We start from the raw sequence: 22,772 nt of genomic DNA, 5'->3' as shown, positions 1-22,772 counted from the left end.
AGTCTGCGTGATGTGGATGCCACTTTGCTTCGTGTTTCTGTTCGCCAGCGGCTTCATCGCCGCGCGCTTCGGTACCCTGGACGCTGAACCCTTCACCTTGCTGCTGGTGCGCAGCCTGCTGGTGCTGCCGGTGCTGGGGTTGATTCTGTGGCTGCGCCGCAAGCCGCGTCAGTGGGGCCGGCGCAATGACCGTCTGGCGCAGATGGGCATCGGCATGCTGTTGCATGGCGCCTACCTGGGCGGCGTGTTCGCAGCGGTCAAGGCGGGGCTGCCGGCGGGCCTGACGGCGCTGCTGGTCAGCCTGCATCCACTGGTGACGGCGGCGTTGTCGCTGCCGTTGTTCGGCGTGCGTCTCGGGGTCAGGCAGTGGGCGGGGCTTGGCTGTGGCGCCATCGGCGTCAGTCTGGTGCTGGGGGCAGGGCTGGCCAGGGACGGTGCGGGCACCCTGGAGTGGCCGCTGATCGGGCTTGTCTGGTGCCTGGTGGCGCTGATCGGCGTGTCCAGCTCGACGCTGTGGCAGAAGCGGGTCTCCGGGCGCATGGGGCTGGTCGAGGGGCTGATGTTCCAGTATCTCGGTGCGGGCGCGGTATTCGTCGTCGCCGCGACCAGTGTCGGCAGCTTTGCCTTTGACCCCACGCCGCGTCTGCTGCTGACCATGGCCTGGCTGGTGATCGCCATCTCGGTCGGTGCCATCTGGCTGCTGATGCTGATGCTGGAGCGGGGCGAGGCCCATCAGGTCGCGCGCACCTTCTTCCTGGTGCCGCCGTGTGCCGCGCTGATGGCATGGTGGCTGTTCGACGAGCAGTGGACCGCGCTGATGGTCACGGGCGCGGCACTGGTGGTGCTGGGGCTGGTGCTGGACCGCCCGCGTCCGGGCATGGCGAGCAAGGCGCCGGCGGAGGACGCCACGCCGTCAGCGCCTTCAGCCTCGATGCCCCCAGGCTCAACAGCTTCAGCAACTTCTGAAGCTTCGGCAACGAACAGCGGGCAAGCCGCGTCGCGCTGATGCGTGCCGAGCGCACTACTCACCACGCACAGCGTATAGATAAAAAAGGACAACGCCCCGCCGGCCCGAGATGGGCTGGCGGGGCGTTGTCGTCTCTGGCCAGTCAGAAGTGCTAGCCAGGAAGTGGCTGATCAGAAGCGATAGCTGATCCCGGCCATGGTCACGATGGGGTCGATCTCGACCTTGTCGTTGACGCTGCCTGCCACGGTGACATCGGAATCGATATCCAGATACCAGGCAGCGACGTTGGCCGCCCAGTGCTCGTTAATCACCAGATCGACGCCGATCTGTGCGGCCGCGCCCCAGCTGTCATCCATCTCGAGCTTGGTGCCATCGTCGAGGGTTTCATCGGAGAAGTGGGTGTAATTGACCCCCGCGCCGATGTACGGCTGGATGCGCGATTCACGTCCGCCAAGCGGATAGTACTGCAGTGTCAGAGTCGGCGGCAGGTGATCGACGGAGCCGGCCTTCTGGCCATTGAGCGAGATGTCGTGGTCGAAATCCTGCGCCGCCAGCAGTTCGATACCGAAGGTATCGGTGAAGCGATAGCCGAGAGTGAAGGCAAAGGCGCTGTCATCATCGACATCCACGCCGGCACCGATGGCATCGATGCGGCCGTTGTCACTCTTCGGCGAGACCTTGGCGACACCCGCACGCGTCCAGAACTGACCGGCGCCGTAGTTCAGAGAGCTGAGAGAGTTGTGAGAGCTGTGAGAGCCGTGGGAGCTGGCATTCAGCGAGTCGGCGGCCATGGTCGGTGCGGCGCCGAGAGTCGCGAGGCTGGTGAGGCCTGCCAGTGCCAGAAGCTGCCACGGGCGTGCTGCAGAGCGTGGGCTACGCGAAGTCAAGCGCGCGGGGAGGGAGGCTGAGCGAGTGGCGACGTCGGACATGATGGCTCCTGAAGGGTGGCGGGAAGCAATGCCTTCATTCTAGGTAGCCGAGTTTCGAGAAATTTGATCTGGGGCAAGAGTTTACGGGCGTTCTTGCCCGGTCAGGGGCGTGGTTGATCCAGGTCAATTTATGCGCCGCGCCGGCGAAGATCGGCCATGTAGCCGTTGGCTTTCCACAACGAAAACGCCGCAGACCCAAAGGTCTGCGGCGTTTGTGTGTGATGCCCATCTGGCGCCTGGACGGCTCGGCGTTGCCGAGCTCCATCGCTGACGTTTTCATGACGTGGCATCACATGGCTTGCCAGGTACTCGCTGGAGGCATGTTCACGCCTCGCGCAAGGACTTAGAAGCGGTAGGTGACACCGGCACCGACAGTGACCGGGTCCAGCTCGGTGTCGTTCACGTCCTGACCGGCGATCTTGGTATCGGCCTTGACGTCGGCGTAACGAGCAAAGCCGTTGACGGCCCAGGCTTCGGTGATCTTGAGGTCCACACCCAGCTCGGCAGCGGCGCCGTAGCTGTCATCGATGTCCATGCTCTGGCCACCGGCAGACTCACCGGAGAAGTGGGTGTAGTTCAGGCCGACACCAGCGTACGGCTGGACGCGGGCTTCAGTACCGCCCAGCGGGTAATACTGCAGCATCAGGTTGATCGGCATCTGATCGAAACCACCGGCGCTGTTTTCCCAGTCGGTGCTGAATTCTTCAGTGGACTGCAGGGCGATGGCCAGATTGTCGTGGAACATGTAGCCCACGGAACCGGCGAAGCCAGATTCGTCCTTGGCGATCAGACCGTTGCCGTTGTTGCTCTTGCCGTCGACCTTGGCAACGCCACCGCGCAGGAAGATATCACCCTTGCCATAGGCCATGGCGGATTGTGCGCCCATTGCCATGGTGCCGGCGATAACAGTAGCGGTCAGGATCTTGATAGCTTTCATGTGTAGTTCTCCTTGAAGCTTGGCTTCGTAAGCTGCCTGTCGGCAGTGCCTCGCTACCCTACGGCGTGGGCCGTGTGCTCTGCGTGGCTGCGTCGATCAGGGGACGCAGCAAACTATAAAAAACAGTGTTCTGTTTGGCAAGCATTTTTTAGAACGTTGTTTGAGAACTTTTTAGGCGTCCTGTTGGCGGATGTTACTGATTATTTCAGGGAAGTTTAATGTCTCACGAATGAGACTTGTGGTGACGCATTCGAGCGACATCCTCATTCATCCTCGTGCAAGGTGACCAGGACCTTGGTCGCATGCCGTGCGCGAGGTCAGTACTCACTGCGCCAATGATCGTCACCGGCATCTGCAGGCTCAGCGCCGCTTGCGTGCGGCGCGTGCTTCCAGCTCTTTCAGCCACTGACTGACCTCGGCGCTCTGCGCATCCGCATCGCGATAGACAGCAAGAAATTGTCGCCATTCATCGTGCTGCCAGCCCTTCAGGCGGCGCCACAGCACGTAGAGATCGCGCAGGCACTCGTGGCGGCGCAGCACGAAGCGGCGCGTCTTCTCGAGGTCGATGATGACGGCGTCCATCTGCCAGGTGCTGTCCGGCGACTCACTCGGCGGGCGACTGAGGAAGATGTGCTTGGGGAACAGACAGCCATGCATCAGGCCAGCCTGATGGATCTCGCGAACCAGGCGAGCGCTGGCGGTGATGATCTGGGAGCGCATGCCGGTATCGAGTTCCGCCCAGCGTTGATGCCAGTGATCCAGATCATCGCGCCCGGCGAGACCGAAGGTGATCAGGATGGCGCGCCATTCCCGGCCTGCGCGCCGCTCGCCGTACCAGCCTGCGTCCACTGCCGGTATCCCCAGCGCGTGATAGTGACGGATGGCACGCCATTCGCGAGAGAAGGTCGGTTCGCCCAGCGGTCGCGCCAGGCTGCGGCCCAGGTGGTTGGTCTGGCGCTTGAGATAGAGGCGATGACTGTTGCCGTCCTCATCCTCGAGTGTCAGCAGCGAAACCGTCGAGACGCCGCCGCGTTCACGATTCGGCGCGTCGACGTCGTGGGCTGCCACTTGCCACAGGGCATCGAAGCTATTGAGGTCGTGCTGCTCCAGCAGGCGGGCAAGCCCGGCTTCGCAGTAATCGCCGTGGCCGCGCGGCGCCGTGGCGCTGGGGCTGGTGGTGGCGGTATGACCAGCAGAAGGATGAACGGGGGAGCGATGCGTCATGTCAGGTAGGAATCACGGTCTCGGGTGATGGGCGGTAAGCGTCCACTGGCAATCCTTGTCGGTGAGCGCTGCGATGAGTGGCCATGATAGTTAGCCTGCTGGGGAAGTGACAGGCCTGCGGCACAAAACTCTCCTTCCCACTGCGGCAATGGCGTGAAGGCGTGATGGTTTTGAGCGTGGCGCTGGCGCCGCTTGGGTGCGCCAGTCGGTCGCAGCGTGGTTGAACGTCGCAGTGTGGTCGATGGTCGCAGCGCGCGCAGGGGGGCGAGGAGTCAGCGTTGAGTTGGCGCCATGCCAGCGAGGTCCGTCGCTCCAGCATCCATGCGGCTTGCAGCGGAGTTGTCCTGTGACGACAGGCACTTGGCGGAGGTGGAGGGTGCGACATTCGCTCGGTGAGTGCGACAACCTGACATCTGGAGGCTGGCGCGGGAGGGTAGACAATGCCGACCAAGGTCTTGGTGCCACGGTGCCATTGCCTGTGTGCTTGCCGGCGAGAGTCGGCCTGATGTGTCCTTTCGGCGTCGGTGGCAAGCGCATGCAGGGACGGCGCCTGACCGTCCGCCTTATCGTAAAGGGGTTAAGACATGATCTCCGATACCGTCGTGGAGCTGTCGCGGTTCCAGTTCGGCATGACCGCGCTCTACCACTTCCTGTTCGTACCATTGACCATCGGCATGGCCTTTCTGCTGGCCATCATGGAATCCCTGTATGTCATGACCGGCAAGCAGGTCTACCAGGACATGACCAAGTTCTGGGGCAAGCTGTTCGGTATCAACTTCGCTCTTGGCGTGGCCACGGGCCTGACGATGGAATTCCAGTTCGGCACCAACTGGGCCTACTACTCGCATTACGTCGGCGACATCTTCGGTGCGCCGCTGGCCATCGAGGGCCTGGTGGCCTTCTTCCTCGAGTCCACCTTCGTCGGCCTGTTCTTCTTCGGCTGGGACCGCCTGAGCAAGCGTCAGCACCTGATGGTGACCTGGCTTGTCGCCTTCGGCTCCAACTTCTCGGCACTGTGGATCCTGATCGCCAACGGCTGGATGCAGAATCCGGTCGGTGCGGCCTTCAACTTCGAGACCATGCGCATGGAGCTGACCAGCTTCGCGGATGTCATCTTCAACCCGGTCGCCCAAGCCAAGTTCGTGCATACCGTGTCGGCAGGCTATGTCACCGGCGCCATGTTCGTGCTCGGCATCAGCGCCTTCTATCTGCTCAAGGGGCGTGACCTGGGCTTTGCCAAGCGCAGCTTCGCCATCGCCGCCGCCTTCGGCCTGTTCTCGGTAGCCTCGGTGATCGTGCTGGGCGATGAGTCCGGCTACGAGGTCGGAGATGTCCAGAAGGCCAAGATGGCCGCCATCGAGGCGATGTGGGAAACCGAGCCGGCACCGGCGTCCTTCACGCTGATCGGCCTGCCCAACGAGGAGACCCAGCACACCGATTACGGCATCCATATTCCCTATGTGATGGGCCTGATCGGTACGCGCTCGCTGGATACCGAGATCCCCGGCATCAAGGAGCTGACCGAGGAGCACCGCGGGCGCATCCTCAATGGCATGCAGGCCTATGACCTGCTCCAGCAGCTGCGTGATGGCCAGGATGACATCGCGACCCGCAAGGCCTTCGATGCGGTCAAGGATGATCTCGGCTACGGCATGCTGCTCAAGCGCTACGTCGAGACTCCGTCTGATGCCACGCCGGAGATGATCGACAAGGCCGCCGCCGACTCGATTCCGCCGGTCGCGCCGATGTTCTTCTCGTTTCGCATCATGGTCGCCTGCGGCATGGCGATGCTGGTGATCTTCATCGCGGCGGTGTGGATGACCGCCAGGCATCGCTTCGACGTGCGTCCCTTCCTGTGGATCTGCCTGCTGTCGATCCCGCTGCCGTTCATCGCCGTGGAGACTGGCTGGTTCGTGGCCGAATTCGGGCGTCAGCCGTGGGCGGTGGGGGAGATCCTGCCGACCTTCATGGCGGCCTCGAGTCTGGATGAGTCCGACCTGTGGTGGTCCATCGGTGGTTTCCTGGCCTTCTACAGCCTGTTCTTCGTCATCGAGATGTGGCTGATGTTCCACTTCGCACGCAAGGGGCCGTCTTCCCTGCACACCGGTCGCTATCACTTCGAGCGTGGCGGCATCCACCATGGCGCCATGTCCGAAAATGACGGCATGTCACTCAATCCTTCGCTGTCATTCAAGGAGTAACGGATCATGTGGGATTACGAGATCCTCAAGCTGTTCTGGTGGGTGGCGGTGGGGCTGCTGCTGATCGGCTTCGTCATCACCGATGGCATGGACATGGGCGCGGCAATGCTGATGCCGCTGGTCAGCCGCAATGACAGCGAGCGCCGTGTGGTGATCAATACCCTGGCCCCGCACTGGGACGGCAATCAGGTATGGCTGGTCACGGCCATCGGCGCGGTGTTCGCGGTGTGGCCGGTGGTCTACGGCGCCGTGTTCTCCAGCTTCTATTTCGCGATGCTGACCATCCTGTTCTCACTGTTCTTCCGTCCGCTGGGCTTTGACTACCGCTCCAAGCTCGAGAATACCCAGTGGCGTGGCTGGTGGGACCGCGGCATCGTCTCCGGCAGTCTGATTCCCACCGCCTTCTTCGGGCTGATCTTCGGCAACCTGCTGCAGGGCGTGCCGCTGGAAGTCGATCAGTTCATGCGTGCCAGCTACGCCGGCAGCTACCTGGGCCTGTTCAACCCCTTCGCTCTGCTGTGCGCCGCGCTGTCCGTGGTGATGGTGATGCTGCATGGCGGCACCTGGCTGGTGGCACGTGCCGATGAGGCCGTCGCCGCACGCAGCGCGCGTCTGGTGCAGCCGCTGGGCCTGTTGACGCTGGGGCTGTTCGCGCTGGGCGGGCTGTGGGTGTGGCTGTCCGGCATGGGCTACAGCATCGATCAGATGGGCGATACCGCCTCGGCCCTCAAGCTGCTCGACAAGCAGGTCGGGCCGGGTAGCTGGCTGGATGTCTATGCGCGTGAGCCGCTGACGCTGCTGGCCCCGCTCAGCGCGGTGGTCGGTGTGCTGGCCGCGATGGTGCTGTCGGCTCGCCGCAAGGGCGGCGCGGCCTTCACGGCAAGCTCCGTCGGGGTAGGAGGTGTGGTCGCCACCGCAGGCATCAGCATGTTCCCGTTCATCGTGCCGTCCTCGCGCATGAGCGAGGCCAGTCTGACGCTGTGGGATTCCGTTTCCAGCGAGCTGACGCTCTCCATCGTCACCGTGGCGGGTCTGGTGATGGTGCCGACCATCATCCTCTACACCACCTGGTGCTACGTGAAGATGTGGCGTCGCGTCACCGTCGCGCATATCGAGCAGGACGGTCACAGTCTGTATTGAGTTGAGTTGAGCTAGCTGAGCCAATTGCTCCCATTTGCTATCAACAGGCGAGGGCAGTGCCTTCGTCAGGAGACGACACCATGTGGTATTTCGCCTGGATTCTCGGTGTGTTGCTGGCCTGCTTCGCGGGCATCATCAATGCATTGTGGCTTGAGCAGACCCACACCTTTGACGATGATTGAGTGAGGCGGCCCCCAACGTTACTTCTGCGCCGCTGACCGTTCCGATCAAGGAGAGCTTGATGTCACGACCCTGGTACGCCTCACGACCACCGGCCTGGTGCCGAACTCGACCTGCCCATCTGGCCTCGCTGCTGCTGTCTGCCATGGTGGCCATCTGGATGCTGCTGGGGCCGGATGCGATAGCCTCGATGCAGACAGGGCCGCGCTATCTGATGTTGCTGGTCGCGCTTTGGGGGCTGGGCGCCGGCTTCACGCATGGCGTCGGCCTGGTGCCGCGCCATGCGACTCGCGCCTGGCTGCTGGGGGCGCCGCTGAACTGGTGTCTTCTGCTCATCACGCTGGTGGTCCTCGCGTCCAGCCAGTAACGCGATTGCGCAGATTCCATTCATTACATAAACAAACACGGCCGCTCCAGGGAGCGGCCGTGTTTGTTTAGGGCTAAAGGCATGGCTCGAGGGCATGGCTCATGGGCATGGCTTGCGAGCCCTTGAGTGATTCAGGCTTTGCTTGTCGAGGCCGCAGGCTCTATAACGCAGCGAGGTGGTGTCGCGCTCATTGCCCCTCGCAAGCCCTTGCCGATGTCTGGCGCCGTGCGGGGGCTTTTCACGGATTCTTGCAGTTGGCAGGTCCGTTCGCGCGGGTCACCGTCAGCATTGACGCTGCGTTGTAATCGTCGCCCTCGGCCCCAAGAGGTAATGGAGCGGAGGGAGGAGAGGCACCGATCGAGAGCGGGAGAGTGTCTGGCAAGGCGCTGGTGCAGCCCCTGTGTCCTCTTCATTCTCATTTTGTCAGATGATGACGCCCTGGCGTGCATGAATGACGGGGCTCTCGATGGAGGAAATACCATGCGGTCCTTAGCTGATGCATCCTGCGGCCAGACGTCTGGCAGGCAGTCCTCGACTTCGTCGGGGCATATTCCCCGCGACATGTCGCGACGCCTTTCCGGTGACTGGGTCTTGTCATTGGTAGTGCCGGTGATGAACGAGGAGGAGACCATCGGTCTCTTTCTGGAGGCCATCGAGAAGACACTGGGCTCGCAGGTACCGCATCTTGAAGTGCTGTTCGTCGATGATGGCTCGACCGACGGCACCCTGGCGTGTCTGGAGGCCGCGGCAGCCGGCGACGCTCGTGTGCGCTACCTGAGCCTGACACGCAACTTCGGCAAGGAAGCGGCCATGTCCGCGGGCATCGAGCAGGCGCGCGGCGATGCCATCGTGCCGATGGATGTCGATCTGCAGGACCCGCCAGCGGTGATCCTCGAGTTCATCAGTCAATGGCAGGCCGGCTACGACATGGTCTATGGCGTGCGCGCCGCGCGCCCTGAAGACACCGCCACCAAGCGCAAGACGGCAGGCTGGTTCTACCGCATCTTCAACCGCCTGACCTTCACCGAGATACCGCGCGATGCGGGCGACTTCCGCCTGCTGGACCGCCGTGTCGTCGAGGCGCTGCGGCGCCTTCCCGAGCGCAACCGCTTCATGAAGGGCCTGTTCTCGTGGCCCGGCTATCGCTCGGTGAGCGTCACTTACCAGCGCCCGTCGCGCACGGCCGGCACCACCAAGTTCAACTACTGGAAGCTGTGGAACTTCGCCCTCGATGGCGTGGTGAGCTTCTCGACCTGGCCGCTGCGGGTCTGGACCTATATCGGCAGTGTCGTCGCCGCTCTTTCCTTCCTCTATATCCTGGTGATCATCAGCAAGACGGTGCTGTTCGGCGTCGATGTGCCGGGCTATGCCTCACTGATGGTCGCGATCCTGTTCTTCGGCGGCATGCAGCTGATCTCGATCGGCGTGCTGGGCGAATACCTCGGTCGCCTGTTCATGGAAACCAAGCAGCGTCCGCTTTACCTGATCGACCATGACAGCCTGCACGACAGCCCGCCGGGCAGCGTGTCACCGGACAGGGGGCTCGACAGCGGCCTGAGCACTGCGCGAGTCGTGCGCGGTGGGCCACGCGATGCGTCGCGAGGTGAATCACTTGAGCCCTGATCGTGAAGGTGTCAGCGAGTCCGACAGGTCAGTCACTGCGCGCGCCAGGGAGGAGGCGGGCACCGCGACCCGCTTCGGGCTGGTCGGGCTGGCCGCCACTGGCGTGCACCTGGGCGTCGCCGCCTTGCTGCTGTTCCTGTGGCCGCAGCTCAATGAGTTCATCGCCAATATCATTGCCTTCTGCGTCGCCTTTCAGGTCTCGCTGGTCGGCCATCGCCGGCTGACCTTCAAGCGCCAGGGCAGTGCCTGGCGCTTCGGGTTGGTCGCGGCGGGCGGCTTTGCGCTCAACAATGGCCTGTTGGCCCTTCTGATGCAGGGGCTGGACCTGTCGGGCTTCGTCGCCATCGCGATCGCCACGCTCTCGGTGCCGATCGTGACCTATATGGCCTCACGGCTGTGGGCTTTCAAGGAAGACCCTGCATGAATGACAGTGTCACCGCAGGACCGCGCTCGGCGCTGGGAGAGCGCCTCAAGTCCCTGGCGGCCGAGACGCCACCCCCTGCCGAGGCACTCGCGCGGGCGCAGGCCGTGCGCATTCCCTGGGGGCATATCCTGCTGGCGCTGCTGGTAACGCGCGCCGTCTGGATCGCCATCGCGCTGTGGGGCGATCACGGCTATCTGCACGCCATGGCGCAGTTCGATGGCAGCTGGTTCAAGGGCATCATGACGCGCGGCTACGATATCGAGGCGCGCGGCATGAGTGATGGCGACGCCGCCAACTGGGCCTTCTTCCCGCTCTATCCGGCGCTGCTGTGGCTGGTGACGCTGGGCGGTCAGCTGGACCCCGAACTGATGGGCGTGCTCTTGAGCAATGCCTTGCTGGCAGTGGCGCTGGGGCTGGGCTGTCGCTATCTGGCCATCACGCGTCCCGGCGCGCCGTTGCTGCTGTTCGTGTGGCTGGTGGCCAGCATGCCGTACAGCTTCTATTTCAGCGCGCTCTATTCCGAGTCACTGTTCTGGCTGCTGTGTCTGGCGTCATTGATCGACTGGCGCTGTCAGCGCACTGGCCGCGTGATGCTCTGGACGCTGCTGTTGTCGATGACCCGCGCCACCGGGGTGTTCTGGGTCATCGCGATGGGAATCGAACTTGTGGCGCGCCTGCGCCTGCGGGCCTTCGCCGAGCTGTGGCGGCGGCCCGATTGGCTGCTGATCGGTGTGGTGGGGCCATTGGGGCTGTTTCTGTTCATGGCGCTGCTCTATCACCGCACAGGCGACGCGCTGGCCTTCAGCCATGTGCAGATTTCCTGGGGCCGTGAGATGGGCAACCCCCTCATCAACCTCATTGAAGGACTGAGCTACTGGCAGAGCGCGCCGGAGACGCTGCGTCCGGCGTGGCAGGCGAGCATGGCGCTGGTCGGTGTCGGTCTGATCGGCTGGCTGGGCCTGCAGCGGCGCTGGCTGGAGATGGGGCTGGCGGGCTTCACGCTGTTCATACCGCTGGCGACCGGGCTGGACGCCATTCCGCGCTACATGATCGGCATGCCGGTGTTCGTGCTGGCCCTCCATGACCTGCTCACTCGTCTGCCACGCACGCTGGCCTGGGGCCTTGTCATGCTGGGTGCGCTCGCTAATCTCTGGCTGGTGGAGAACTGGTATGACGCCGTCTTCTGGCTCGTCTGATGCCCTGTATGGCGCGCCACGCAGGCGCCGCAGCCAGCGGATCTGGTGGCTGCTGGCCACCGTGGTGGTGCTGGCCTTTGAACTCACCATGCTGTGGCTGGCGCGCACGCCCAGGGTCGATGATCATTACCGGCGCTACTTCATCGAGCATGCCACCACCTGTTACCGGCCGATGGGCGAGGTGCCGGTACTGACGCCCGGTGAGCGCTACTCCATCCGCAAGGGCGAGCCGCTGGGCAATTGCGGCGTGCTGTGGGCCGGTTTCTACTCGCCCCAGCCAGACGTGCCGGTCAGTGCGCGGCTGGCGGAGGTTACCTTGCGCCTGCGGGTGGCGCCCGAGGTCTCGCCGGCAGGCTCGCAGGCCGTGGTCGTGGCGCTTGAGTTGTCACGCTTCCCGGATTCGGCCACCGCGCTGCCGGTGGAAGTCATGATCCAAGAGCAGACCGTCACACGCTGGCCGGTGGGCGGTGATTATGAGCGCTTCGAGGTCGAGGTGCCCGCCGCGCTGATCGCGAGCGATGGCAGTTTCAGCCTGACCCTCAAGGGGCCGCCGCCCATTGCGCCGCGCGATGTGGGGCTGGATGCCAACAAGTTTCCCGTGGGCCTGCGTCTGGACGCGCTGACGCTGCGCTCACCGCTGGGACTGACGCCCGCTCGGGCACAGCCCTGAATGGATGAATGGCCTGGCAGGGCGTGCTGCTTCAGCGGTAAGAGCACTGACGTGACGCCAATAGTCAGGTAGATTGTGCGCGCGTGAATACCCAATAATCCGTTCGGCCGAGTGTCAGTGCGTCCCCGGCGCACGCCTCGTGCCTTATAACGATAAAGCACCCGGTAGTCTGCTGACTGCCACGCAAGGGATGCTCAAGGAGTTGTCGTGGAATTTTTGAATGCCATTCCCATGGATACCAGTCAGCTGTTCGAGATAGGGCTGCAATGGGGCGGAACCCTGCTGTCGGCGCTGGCCGTGCTGGTCTTCGGCATGTGGGTCGCCAAGCGTCTGACCCAGTGGGCGACCTCGCTGCTGCACCGCAAGAGCATGGACGAGGCAGCGGCCGGTTTCGTCGGTCAGATCGCCTACGCCATCCTGGTGGTCATGGTGCTGCTGACCGCCCTGGACCAGCTCGGTGTCGATACCACCTCGATGATCGCCGCGCTGGGTGCGGCGGGTCTGGCGATCGGTCTGGCGCTGCAGAGCTCGCTGTCCAATCTGGCTTCGGGCTTCCTGCTGGTCACGCTGCGTCCGTTCAAGAAGGGCGATTACGTCGAAGCCGCCGGTACCGCCGGCAGCGTCGATCAGATCACCATGCTGCAGACCCGTCTGGTGACGCCGGACAACCGCAAGGTCACCGTGCCGAACTCCAGCGTCATGTCCAACACCATCACCAACTACTCGGCGCTGCCGACGCGTCGTCTGGACCTGGTCGTCGGTGTCAGCTACGACGACGACATCCGTCAGGTCAAGGCGGTGCTCGAGGAGCTGGTCGCCGGTGACGAGCGCATCATGAAGGAGCCATCTCACCTGATCGCCGTGTCGGAGCTGGCCGACAGCTCGGTCAACTTCAACTTCCGCATGTGGTGCAAGGCCTCCGACTACTGGGCGCTGAAGTGGGACATGACCGAACGCATCAAGCTGACCTTCGATGAGCGCGGCATCAGCATTCCCTACCCGCAGCGCGATGTGCACTTCCATCAGGCCAGCACGCCGGCCGAGTAACTCCCGCAAGACGTAAGCATGTCGACAACGCCACCCTCGGGTGGCGTTTTTGATGGGCTTTCGTCGGGGCATTCCATCGCGCCCCGAGTCAGGTACTCTCGACGTCATCCGTCCTGGGTATCGTTCTGATCGGGAGTCCAGTGCATGACAAGGTCGCAGTCGTTGTCCCAAGCGTGTGATGCTGCTGATGCCAGACGGCGTCAGGCATGGCGCATTCTGCTTGCCAGTCTTGTGGTGATCGGCCTCGGGCTTGTGCCGCTGATTGCCACGCGTGCGCTGTATCTGGATGACATGAGTCGCGCGCTGGATGGCTATTTCGGCTGGATGCTCAATGCACGCCCGGCCGCCGAGGGTATCATGCGTCTGCTGGGCTTTGGCGACGTGCTGGTCAATGTTGCGCCCTTGCCGCAGCTGGCGGCCTGGGGACTGGCGGCGAGCATGGCACTGGCCTGGTGGCGATGGCTGCCGGGGCTCTCGCTGGCGGGCTGCGTCGTGGGCAATGCGCTGATCTGGCTGACGCCCTTCACCCTGCAGAATTTCAGTTACGCCTTCGACAGCCTGCCGATGAGTGTGGCGCTGGCCAGTGCCATATTGGCCAGTCTGGTGCTGCGTACTGGCGGGAAAACCAGAGCAGAGGGAGAGCAGGCCGGCGGGGTAAACGAAAGACGAGGGCTATGGCAGGCCTGGCAGCCACCGCTGAGCGCCTTGCTGCTGTTGTTGCTGGCGCTGTGCTGCTATCAACCGGCCCTGAATGCCTTTCTGGTGCTGAGCCTGCTCGAAGCCCTGTTCGCGGGCGCTGCCAGCACGTCACTGTGGTCGCGTTGGCGGATGCTGTTGCAGCGTGGGGCACTGGCCGCCGTCGCCTTGCTGCTCTATCTGCCCATCACGCGGCTGCTGGTGGCGGGGGAGTACAGTCAGCAGCATGGCCAGATGCTGCCCTTCGCCGACCCTCAGGCCTTGCTGGCGGGGCTCGAGCACAACCTTAACGTGGCGTTGGGCGCGCTGCGTGAGGGGCTGGGGCAGGTCACGCTGCTGCTCAGTCTGGCGCTGCTGGCCGGGGCGGCGCTGTTGCGACTCCTTCCTCACGGCGCGCCTGTCCGACAGGGAGCCACTGGCGCACCCGAGGGCAGGTCTCGCTCGGCGCGCCAGCTATCGCTGCAGCGCATGAGCTGGGCCCTGTGGGCGCTGCTGCTGGCTCCCGCCCTGTGGGGGCCGATGCTGTTGCTGGCCGAGCCGGTATTTCATTCGCGCACCCTGATCGCCTGGGGACCGCTGCTGGGCGGTGCCCTGATGCTGGTTCTGAGTGCGAGAGCGAGTGCCGGCGCAACGCCGAGCATGACGGAAACGGCCACCACGCAGCGCAAGCCTCCTGTCTGGCGGCGGCTGAGGCAGTGCTCGTTGATGCAGTGCCTGTTGATCGTCGCCTGCCTGTTGCTGGTGCGCCATGAGGTGATCTTCGCCGCCTGGAGCAATGCGCTGGCCGCCCAGCAGGCCCATGAGACACAGCTGGCCCGCACCCTGGTAGCTCAGGCTCGGGAACAGGGGCTGCCGCTGGACTCGCCCCGCGATGCCGAGCGCTACCAGCCGCGCGATGCCTTGCCGGTACTGGTGCTGGGCGAGGCGCCAGTAGCGCCACTGGCGCGGGTCGCTCGCCAGCAGGTGGCGGCCGTGGGCCAGAATCTGGTCGCCGCCTTCACGCCCGACAACTACTGGGCCGTGGTGCGGCTGCGCCTGGTGGGCGCCAGTGCGGTGACCTTGCTGCGCGATGAGGCGCTCAAGGCACGCCTGCAAGCGCGGTCGCCCTGTGCGCCGGGCGATGCTGTCAGTCAGGCCTCCGATCAGCTCACCAGTCAGTCCTCAGCCCCTTCATCCGCTCAATCTCAAGTGCTGTCGCAAGTGCAATCGCCAGGGCTGTCACTGCAAGAGGGCGTCTGGGTGATCGATTTTCGCAAGCCTCGCCAATGTGATTAGGCCATATGAGAGAGCCATGACAGCGTGAATCAGTGAGGACCAGTTGCCATGAACGACAACGCCGCCCCGAGGGGCGGCGTTGTCGTATTGCCGATATGAACGGCAATAGGTACAGGCTTCAACAGTGTCCTGTCACACCTCGATCAGGCGTGGTTCTCGACCTTGTCGAATTCCGTGGTGACCTCATCAGCCGGTGCTGCGCTCATGATGCTGACCACGTAGATGGCGATGTAGGCGAAGATGACGCCCGGCACGATCTCGTAGAGATCGAAGATGCCACCGGAAAGCTGCTTCCAGACCACCACGGTCACGCCACCGACGATGATGCCGGCCAGCGCGCCGAAGCGGTTCATGCGACGCCAGTACAGCGACATGATCAGAGCCGGACCGAAGGCAGCACCGAAGCCGGCCCAGGCGTAGGACACCAGACCCAGCACGCTGGAGTTCGGGTCTAGCGCCAGGATCCAGGCGATGATGGCGATACCTACCACCGCGAAGCGACCGACCCACACCAGCTCGGACTGGGTCGCATCCTTCTTGAACAGCGCCTTGTAGAAGTCATCGGCCAGGGCAGAGGACGACACCAGCAGCTGGGAGTCAGCGGTGGACATCACGGCAGCCAGGATGGCGGCCAGCAGCACGCCGGCAACCGCCGGGTGGAAGATGAAGTTCACCATGACCATGAAGATCTTCTCGCTGTCGGCCAGGTCCTTCGGCACGTAGACGAGACCCAGCAGGCCGATGCAGATGGCCGCGAACAGACCCAGTGCAGACCAGACGACGGCGATGGTGCGTGCCGCGCCGATGTCCTTCTCGCTGCGGATGGCCGCGAAACGCGCCAGGATATGCGGCTGACCGAAGTAGCCCAGGCCCCACGCCAGTGAGGAGACGATGCCGACCAGGGTCAGCGCTTCGCCGGTGGAGGCGTCACGGAACCATTCCAGCAGCAGCGGGTTCTCGGCGGTGATGCGCGAGGTCGCTTCTGCCACGCCACCCATGTCGGTGAGTGCCACGATAGGCACCACGATCAGGGCCGCGGCCATCATCAGACCCTGGATCAGGTCAGTCCACGACACGGCGAGGAAGCCGCCGAAGAAGGTGTAGGACACGATGGCGATGGTACCGACGGTCACGGCGATGGTGTAGTCGAGGCCGAAGACGGTCTCGAACAGCTTGCCACCTGCCACCAGACCGGAGCTGGTGTAGAAGAGGAAGAACAGCAGGATGAAGACGGCCGAGATGACGCGCAACATCTTGGAGTTGTCGCGGAAGCGCTTCTCGAAGTAATCCGGCAGGGTCAGCGAGTCGCTGGCGACGAAGCTGTAGATACGCAGGCGCTTGGCGACGATCAGCCAGTTGAGCCAGGTACCTGCCAGCAGACCGATGCCGATCCAGGCAGCGGACAGGCCGCTGAGGTAGGCAGCGCCGGGCAGGCCCAGAAGAAGCCAGCCGGACATGTCAGACGCACCGGCGGAAATGGCGGATGTCCAGGGGCCCAATGAACGGCCACCCAGGATGTAATCCGACATGTTGGAGGTGCGCTTGTAGGCCAGCAGGCCAATGCCGAGCATCACCGCCAGATAGATTGCGAACGTGATGAGTATGGTGGGGCTGTTATCGACCATCGTGGAGTAAATCCTTTGCATTTATTGTTGTCGGACGGCGAGCGTCGTGATGATTTACTGCCAGTGACGGTTCCTGTCAGACCGTCACCGGGAGTCCTGCGTCATGCATCGAACGTCCTTCGAGGGCCATGTCGCGGCGGCTCTCGCAAGTTCCTGCCAATCTTGTACGTTCAGATTAGCGCATAAACGAATCTTCTGACGTTCGTCCGTCCCCGCATATTGCCGTCGAGTCAAAAGGGGAAACGGCAACGGACACCGCAGGGCACGAGCATGAGGGGCCAGTCGCTGGCGATCCATGTCCGTGGGCGTCCCTGTCGGTGTCCGGGGCAGATGACGGCCTGGCGTGCTCGCCGTCATCCACTGGGCATCGTCCTGATGCCCTGTCACCTGGCTACCTCATGCACGTCCAGCATGCAGTCTTCCGCCAGGCATGACCTCTGCTGCTGCCGCGAGAGCAGGTAGCGTCGGTCATTCGTCGCCCATGGCGAGAAGAGACGCGTTGCCGCCGAGAGCCGTGGTGTTGACGGTACGGGTCTTCTCGGTAGCGAAGCGGTGCAGGTAGTGCGGGCCGCCGGCTTTCGGGCCAGTACCGGAGAAGCCCTGGCCACCAAACGGCTGTACACCTACTACAGCACCGATGATATTCCTGTTGACGTAGACATTACCAACACGAATTTTCTGTGCAACGGCATTGGCAAAACTTTCGTTTCGCGAATGCACACCGAAGGTCAGGCCGTAGCCGAGGCCATTGATGGTATCGATGACCTTGTCCACTTCGCCGCCTTTCCAGGTCGCGATGTGCAGTACCGGACCGAACTGCTCGCTTTCCAGGCTATCGATGCCGTCGATGCGCAGGGCGACCGGCGCGACGAAGGTACCGTGCTCGGTGATGGTCTTGTCGACGGCGGCTTCGGCGATCACGCGGCCCTGGCTGCGATATTCCTCGATGTGCTTGAGCAGACCGGCACGCGCTTCCTCGTCGATGACCGGGCCGACGTCGGTGCCCAGGTCACGCGGGTCGCCGATCTTCAGCTCGTCCATCGCGCCCTTGAGCAGGCTGATGACGCGCTCGGCGACGTCTTCCTGCACGTAGAGCACGCGCAGGGCGGAACAGCGCTGACCGGCACTCTGGAAGGCGGACTGCACCACGTCGTTGACGACCTGCTCCGGCAGGGCGGTGGAGTCGACGATCATGGCGTTGAGGCCACCGGTCTCGGCGATCAGGCTCGGCAGCGGAGCGTTCTCACGCGCGGCCAGCGAGCGGTTGATGATCTGTGCGGTCTGGGTGGAGCCGGTGAAGCACACGCCAGTGATACGCGGGTCGCTGGACAGCACGCTGCCCACGGTCGGGCCATCGCCCGGCAGCAGCTGGACGACATCGCGCGGCATGCCGGCTTCGCGCAGCAGTTCCACGACGCGGTGCGCGACCAGCGAGGTCTGCTCGGCAGGCTTGGCGACCACGGTGTTGCCGGTGACGGCAGCGGCGACCATCTGGCCGCAGAAGATCGCGACCGGGAAGTTCCACGGGCTGATGCAGGCGAAGACACCCTTGCCGCCGAGCATGATCTGGTTGTGCTCACCGGTCGGGCCCTGCAGCTCGGTCGGCTCGGCGAAGTCGGCACGCGCACGGTTGGCGTAGTAGCGGCAGAAGTCGACTGCCTCGCGGATCTCGGCGATGCCGTCGGTCAGCAGCTTGCCACCCTCGCGGGAGCACAGGGTCATCAGCTCGGCGGTGTGGGTTTCCATCAGGTCACCGAAGCGCTCGAGAATTGCGGCGCGTTCCTCGACCGGTGTCTGCTCCCAGCGCGGGAAGGCAGCCCAGGCGGCGTCGATGGCCTTGGAGGCTTCCTCGGCGCTGGTCCACTGCACGTGGCCCAGGGTATCACGACGGTCGAACGGGCAGGTGACGGCCTGACGACGCTCGGCATTGACCTCGACATCGAAGGCCAGCTGCGGACGCACGTCGTAGGTGGTGTCCATGTGCGTGGCCATCTCGTCGATCAGCGGCTGGTACTGGCTATTGATGTTCAGATTGATGCCCCGTGAATTCAGGCGGTCTGCGCCATAGATGTTCGGCGGCAGCGCGATGCGTGGGTTGTGGTAGGTCTTGTACTGATTGAGCGTGACCACCGGGTGGGTACACAGGCTCTCGACCGGCACGCGTGGGTCGACCAGCTGGTGAACGAACGAGGAGTTGGCCCCGTTCTCCAGCAGACGACGTACCAGGTACGGGAGCAGGTCCTTGTGCGCGCCGACCGGCGCATAGATACGGCACCAGGTCCCCTTGGGGGCACGCTTCAGCGCGGCTTCATACAGGGCTTCGCCCATGCCGTGCAGGCGCTGGAATTCGAACTGACGTGTCTCGCCGGCGTTGGCCACATCCAGGATGGTGCTGATGGTGTGGGCATTGTGGGTGGCGAACTGCGGGTAGATGCGTCCGCGAGTGTTCTCGGACAGCAGGAAGCGCACGCAGACCAGGTAGCTGACGTCGGTGGAGGCCTTGCGGGTGAACACCGGATAGCCTTCGACACCCAGCTCCTGGGATTCCTTGATCTCGCTGTCCCAATAAGCGCCCTTGACCAGGCGCAGCGGGATCTCGTCGCCTTGCAGGTCGGCGATGCGGTTCAGGTACTGCAGGGTCGGCAGGGCACGCGTCGAATAGGCCTGCACGACGAGGCCGAACTTGCCCCAGCCGCGGCAGGTGTCGCTCTCGTAGACGGCGCGGAACACTTCCAGCGAGATCTCGAGGCGATCGACTTCCTCGGCATCGATGGTGATGGCGACGTTCAGCTCGCGGGCGATGCCGGCCAGTTCACGCACGCTTGCCACCAGCTCTTCCAGCACCTGCTCACGACGGCCGAATTCATAGCGCGGATGCAGGGCGGACAGCTTGATGGAGACGGACGGTGACGGGGTGGATTCCTTCAGCTTGCGTGAGGTTTCGCCGACGGTGCGGATGGCACGCGCGTAGTCGTCGAAGTAGCCCTTGGCGTCGTCGCGGGTGCAGGCCGCTTCACCCAGCATGTCGTAGGAATAGGTGTAGCCCTTGTCGAACAGCGGCTGGGAGCGCTTGAGCGCTTCCTTGATATCGCGGCCCAGCACGAACTGCTTGCCCATCACCTTCATCGCCTGGTACATGGCGCGGCGGATGACCGGCTCGCCGAGACGATTGACCATGCGATTGATGAAGGTGGCCGGCTTGCCGTCGCCCTTGGGCAGATCCATCTTGATGACGTTGCCGGTCATCAGAAGGCCCCAGGTGGAGGCGTTGACGAACCAGGACTCGCTCTGGCCCAGGTGGGACTTCCAGTCGGCCACGCCGAGCTTGTCCTCGATCAGCGCATCGGCGGTTTCCTTGTCCGGAATGCGCAGCAGCGCCTCGGCCAGGCACATCAGCAGCACACCTTCCTGAGTGTCGAGGCTGTACTGCTGCAGCAGCTCGTCGATGGAATCGACAGCGGTGTCCATGGTGCGAATCTCGCGCACCAGTTCTGCCGTCTTGTCGCCGATGCGCTTGACATCCTTCTCTTCGGCATTCAGAAGTCCGACCAGCTCGCTGACGTAGGCACTTTCATCGACCAGATAGTGGTCGCTGACGCGCGAGAACAGCGCCTCCGGAGACTGCTGCCAGGTGCTGGCGGCCAGCATCTGGTCACTGCGCAGGATGTTGTCCTTGAGCACATCGCCCTTGAGAACCCCTTGCTTGACAGTATTCGTGGACGAATTGTTCGAGGACTGGGCGGCTGTGGACGTGGCCGAGGCGATCGCGGCATTCACTGCACTGGACTGATCGGAGGAAGTGGAGGTGGTCATGGTGCGAACCCCTTGCTGCTGGGCGTCGAAGCGCCGAATGGGATTGCCGAGTCACAGCGCCGAGAGTGATGCAGAACGCATCAGAAAGCGCGACAGCGGCACGTCTGGATGTATGACTGAGAATGTAGGGTGGCGCAGGGGGGCGGGTCTTTCCAATTTCTCGGCTGCGCATGTCAAATTCACGGGCATGTCAGAAAAGTGACACGCTTCTCCGACCTTTGTCGAAGGATGTGCCGCGAAATGACGCGATCTTGTTATACCAAGGTGGTAGAGGTCTGGAGGAGAACTGGTTTGCAGCTGACGGTGGGGGTGCCGTTGAACGACGTGCGTGCCCCAAGCGACGCACTTCCCGCGCGGGGGAGGAATTGAAGAGCGGGGTGTCAGAAATGCGGCCGTGAATGAGGGAGGCAAGGGCGTGTCAGATACCCGAGGGGGTGCGCACGTCCCATCGGCTTCTGCCAACTCGATCAGGCTTTGCGCAGTGCCGAGGGCGGGAAGCCGAGATGCTTGCGGAAAGCATGGGAAAGGGCGCTCTGGTTGGCAAAGCCGCAGCGATCCGCGATCTGGGACAGGGATAGCTCGCTGGTGCCCAGTAGCTGGCGTGCCTCCTCCAGCCGACGGCGCAGCAGGTACTGATAGGGCGAGAGGCCGGTCAGTACGCGGAAACGCTCGCTGAAATGCTGCTCGGAGAGATGCGACTGGCGGGCAAGATCCGCCACGCTGAGGCGCTGGCCGAGATTGGCATCGATGAAACGATTGAGCGCCACCAGGTCCAGCTGGCGTCCCGTGGTATTCAGGGCGCTCATCGGCGTTTCGATGCGCGTGTTCAGGCAGGCGAGGAAGGTAGCGGCGAGCAGGTCGCCCGGTGCCTGCTGGTAGTCGTTGACTTCCGCGAGCATGAATTCGAGATAACCGCGCAGGCGGGTATCCAGCGTGAAGAAACGTGGCCGCTCGAACAGCCGCCGGAGTTCGCGATGGTGGCCGGTCAGGTAGGGGGCATCATCGGGCAGGTCGAGAATCAGCTGGCGATTCTCGCCGATGCCCGCGTAGTAATGGACATGATCGGCCGGCACGATGCAGCCGGTCAGCGGGCGAATCTCGCCGCCCTGACCCTCGATCTCGAACTCGGCCAGGCCATCGAGGCCGATCACCAGCTGGTGGTAGCTGTGATCGTGGTGCTCGCGCAGGTTGGAGAGCGGGATCAGACGCATCTCGCTGGCGGCCATCAGGCGCGAGTCTCCGCGACACCGGTGCGGGCACGCAGATGGCCCAGCAGCACGTTGAGCTCTTCACGACCGGCGCGCGAGAACAGCGCGCCGCCCTGGGCCAGCTGCCACGGCCGAGCGTGGTTGTCGAAGATGCCCTGGCAGCGGCGCCGCAGACTCTCCAGATACTCATCATGGCGAATCGGGTAGCCGATCACGCTGTGCCATTCGTTCTCGTTGATCTCGCCGCTGATCGCCTGGTCCAGCACGCGGGCGATGTCGCTGTAGTCGGTACGAAAGCGCGGCGTACGCGACATCATCAGCATGGCCACGGTGCCGACGGTGACGATCAGGCAGACCACGAAGGTGATGATGAAGATGGACATGTGTGAACCTTGTGCGGACGTAACCGGGAATAGTGTCGTAGCTCACCATTCTACCACGCTGCACGGCCAGTATCGTCAGTGCGACAGGCGTGTCATGTTCTGTCTGTCAGAACGTTATGGCATGATTCAAGTCCTGTGAGGCGGCATGGCGCAAGCCGCCTGTCAGCCTCGTTCTTCACCTGCCGTGGGAGTCCCGCCGCATGGCCAATCAACGTGTGGAAGCGGTCGAGCGTGCCTTGACGCTGCTGGAAGCCTTTACCCCCGCGACACCTCGCCTGACGCTCAACGAGCTGGCCCAGGCCAGTGGTTTCTACAAGAGCACGATTCTGCGGCTGATGGGCTCGCTTGAGCACTTCGGCTATGTGGCGCGTGACAGCCACGGTATCTACTCCATCGGCGCGGCGCTGGGGCGTTTTGCCCAGTTGGCACCCGCGCTGCCGGCCCGCGAGGTTCAGCTGCGCGGCTGGCTGGCGGCGCTGAATGCCGCCAGTGGCGAGACGGCCAGCCTGATGCTGGTCGAGCATGGCCCGCTGGCCGAGGCGCGCCCGGTGGAGGGCATGACGCGACCGCGTCAGGCAATGTGTCAGTACGCGCATGTCAGCCAGTGGCCGCTGCGCCATCAGCTGGAGGAAGGCGAGCTGGTCGATGAGGCGCTGTCCGCCTTGCTGCAGCAGTGTGTCGATAGTGGCGAGATCGAGACCGCCAACGCCGCCGGCCTGTCGGTGGCGGCGTTGGCGGTCAGCGTCGCCCAGCATCACGACGAGGGGCTGGCACCGGCTGAGGTCATCGTGCTCAGTGGCCCGGCGGCGCGCCTGACGCCTGCCCAGGCCCACCGCCTGCTCGCCCAGTGGCAGCAGGGCGACTGAG

General features: G+C 63.7%; 19 protein-coding genes. 12 read left to right on the top strand and 7 right to left on the bottom strand.

Annotated features, from left to right (window positions below):
- Nucleotides 1-10 precede the first annotated feature (10 nt).
- Nucleotides 11-1,006, top strand: a complete 996-nt coding sequence (locus NH396_RS05300; protein ID WP_176676649.1) for a DMT family transporter — start codon at nt 11-13, stop codon at nt 1,004-1,006.
- 131 nt (nt 1,007-1,137) lie between these two features.
- On the opposite strand, the gene NH396_RS05295 is transcribed toward NH396_RS05300, so the two are convergent.
- The 3 genes from NH396_RS05295 to NH396_RS05285 all read right to left on the bottom strand — a co-directional run bounded on the left by NH396_RS05295 (nt 1,138) and on the right by NH396_RS05285 (nt 4,057).
- On the bottom strand, nt 1,138-1,896 hold the full coding sequence (locus NH396_RS05295) for an OmpW family outer membrane protein (protein WP_253062142.1): 759 nt from the start codon (nt 1,894-1,896) through the stop codon (nt 1,138-1,140).
- 343 nt (nt 1,897-2,239) lie between these two features.
- Nucleotides 2,240-2,833, bottom strand: a complete 594-nt coding sequence (locus tag NH396_RS05290; protein WP_054556795.1) for an OmpW family outer membrane protein — start codon at nt 2,831-2,833, stop codon at nt 2,240-2,242.
- A gap of 360 nt (nt 2,834-3,193) precedes the next feature.
- Nucleotides 3,194-4,057, bottom strand: coding sequence for a lipopolysaccharide kinase InaA family protein (locus NH396_RS05285; protein ID WP_176676650.1), 864 nt, complete (start codon nt 4,055-4,057; stop codon nt 3,194-3,196).
- Nucleotides 4,058-4,641: 584 nt separating this feature from the next.
- On the opposite strand from NH396_RS05285, the gene NH396_RS05280 reads away from it, so the two are divergent.
- From NH396_RS05280 to NH396_RS05235, 10 genes are all read left to right on the top strand, one after another.
- On the top strand, nt 4,642-6,258 hold the full coding sequence (locus NH396_RS05280) for a cytochrome ubiquinol oxidase subunit I (RefSeq protein WP_176676651.1): 1,617 nt from the start codon (nt 4,642-4,644) through the stop codon (nt 6,256-6,258).
- A 6-nt stretch (nt 6,259-6,264) separates the two neighbouring features.
- Complete coding sequence (cydB, locus tag NH396_RS05275; protein WP_176676652.1) at nt 6,265-7,398, top strand: cytochrome d ubiquinol oxidase subunit II; 1,134 nt, start codon at nt 6,265-6,267, stop codon at nt 7,396-7,398.
- Nucleotides 7,399-7,478: 80 nt separating this feature from the next.
- A complete protein-coding gene (gene cydX / locus NH396_RS05270; protein ID WP_024951692.1) occupies nt 7,479-7,580 on the top strand; it encodes a cytochrome bd-I oxidase subunit CydX in 102 nt (33 codons plus the stop codon).
- A gap of 59 nt (nt 7,581-7,639) precedes the next feature.
- Entirely contained in the window at nt 7,640-7,945 is a 306-nt protein-coding gene (locus tag NH396_RS05265) for a cyd operon YbgE family protein (RefSeq protein ID WP_176676653.1), read from the top strand.
- Between the two features lie 480 nt (nt 7,946-8,425).
- Nucleotides 8,426-9,568, top strand: coding sequence for a glycosyltransferase family 2 protein (locus tag NH396_RS05260; RefSeq protein ID WP_253062140.1), 1,143 nt, complete (start codon nt 8,426-8,428; stop codon nt 9,566-9,568).
- Complete coding sequence (locus tag NH396_RS05255) at nt 9,558-9,992, top strand: GtrA family protein (protein WP_176676654.1); 435 nt, start codon at nt 9,558-9,560, stop codon at nt 9,990-9,992. Before NH396_RS05260 ends, NH396_RS05255 begins: the two co-directional genes overlap by 11 nt.
- Nucleotides 9,989-11,188 carry a hypothetical protein gene (locus tag NH396_RS05250; protein WP_176676655.1) on the top strand — a complete coding sequence of 400 codons (1,200 nt, stop codon included), beginning with the start codon at nt 9,989-9,991 and terminating at the stop codon, nt 11,186-11,188. The genes NH396_RS05255 and NH396_RS05250 overlap by 4 nt, the downstream gene beginning before the upstream one ends.
- A complete protein-coding gene (locus tag NH396_RS05245) occupies nt 11,163-11,858 on the top strand; it encodes a hypothetical protein (RefSeq protein ID WP_176676656.1) in 696 nt (231 codons plus the stop codon). The genes NH396_RS05250 and NH396_RS05245 overlap by 26 nt, the downstream gene beginning before the upstream one ends.
- Before the next feature lie 207 nt (nt 11,859-12,065).
- The gene (locus NH396_RS05240; protein ID WP_253062138.1) at nt 12,066-12,905 is read left to right on the top strand and encodes a mechanosensitive ion channel domain-containing protein; all 840 of its coding nucleotides are present in this window, start codon (nt 12,066-12,068) and stop codon (nt 12,903-12,905) included.
- 144 nt (nt 12,906-13,049) lie between these two features.
- Nucleotides 13,050-14,876, top strand: a complete 1,827-nt coding sequence (locus NH396_RS05235) for a glucosyltransferase domain-containing protein (protein ID WP_176676657.1) — start codon at nt 13,050-13,052, stop codon at nt 14,874-14,876.
- Between the two features lie 143 nt (nt 14,877-15,019).
- Here the strand turns inward: NH396_RS05235 and putP are convergent, their stop codons facing one another.
- The 4 genes from putP to NH396_RS05215 form a co-directional block, all read right to left on the bottom strand.
- Entirely contained in the window at nt 15,020-16,501 is a 1,482-nt protein-coding gene (gene putP, locus NH396_RS05230) for a sodium/proline symporter PutP (protein ID WP_176676658.1), read from the bottom strand.
- A gap of 468 nt (nt 16,502-16,969) precedes the next feature.
- Nucleotides 16,970-20,149 carry a bifunctional proline dehydrogenase/L-glutamate gamma-semialdehyde dehydrogenase PutA gene (gene putA, locus NH396_RS05225; protein ID WP_176678308.1) on the bottom strand — a complete coding sequence of 1,060 codons (3,180 nt, stop codon included), beginning with the start codon at nt 20,147-20,149 and terminating at the stop codon, nt 16,970-16,972.
- Nucleotides 20,150-20,781: 632 nt separating this feature from the next.
- On the bottom strand, nt 20,782-21,540 hold the full coding sequence (locus NH396_RS05220) for an AraC family transcriptional regulator (RefSeq protein WP_176676659.1): 759 nt from the start codon (nt 21,538-21,540) through the stop codon (nt 20,782-20,784).
- Complete coding sequence (locus NH396_RS05215) at nt 21,540-21,905, bottom strand: hypothetical protein (protein ID WP_043335450.1); 366 nt, start codon at nt 21,903-21,905, stop codon at nt 21,540-21,542. The genes NH396_RS05220 and NH396_RS05215 overlap by 1 nt, the downstream gene beginning before the upstream one ends.
- A 200-nt stretch (nt 21,906-22,105) precedes the next feature.
- Between NH396_RS05215 and NH396_RS05210 the strand changes: the two genes are divergently transcribed.
- Complete coding sequence (locus tag NH396_RS05210) at nt 22,106-22,771, top strand: helix-turn-helix domain-containing protein (RefSeq protein WP_176676660.1); 666 nt, start codon at nt 22,106-22,108, stop codon at nt 22,769-22,771.
- Nucleotide 22,772 lies beyond the last annotated feature (1 nt).

The organism is Cobetia sp. Dlab-2-AX (assembly GCF_024124625.1).
Lineage (GTDB): Bacteria > Pseudomonadota > Gammaproteobacteria > Pseudomonadales > Halomonadaceae > Cobetia.
Note: the sequence above shows the minus strand (reverse complement) of the source record. Positions and strands in the feature narration are given on the sequence as shown.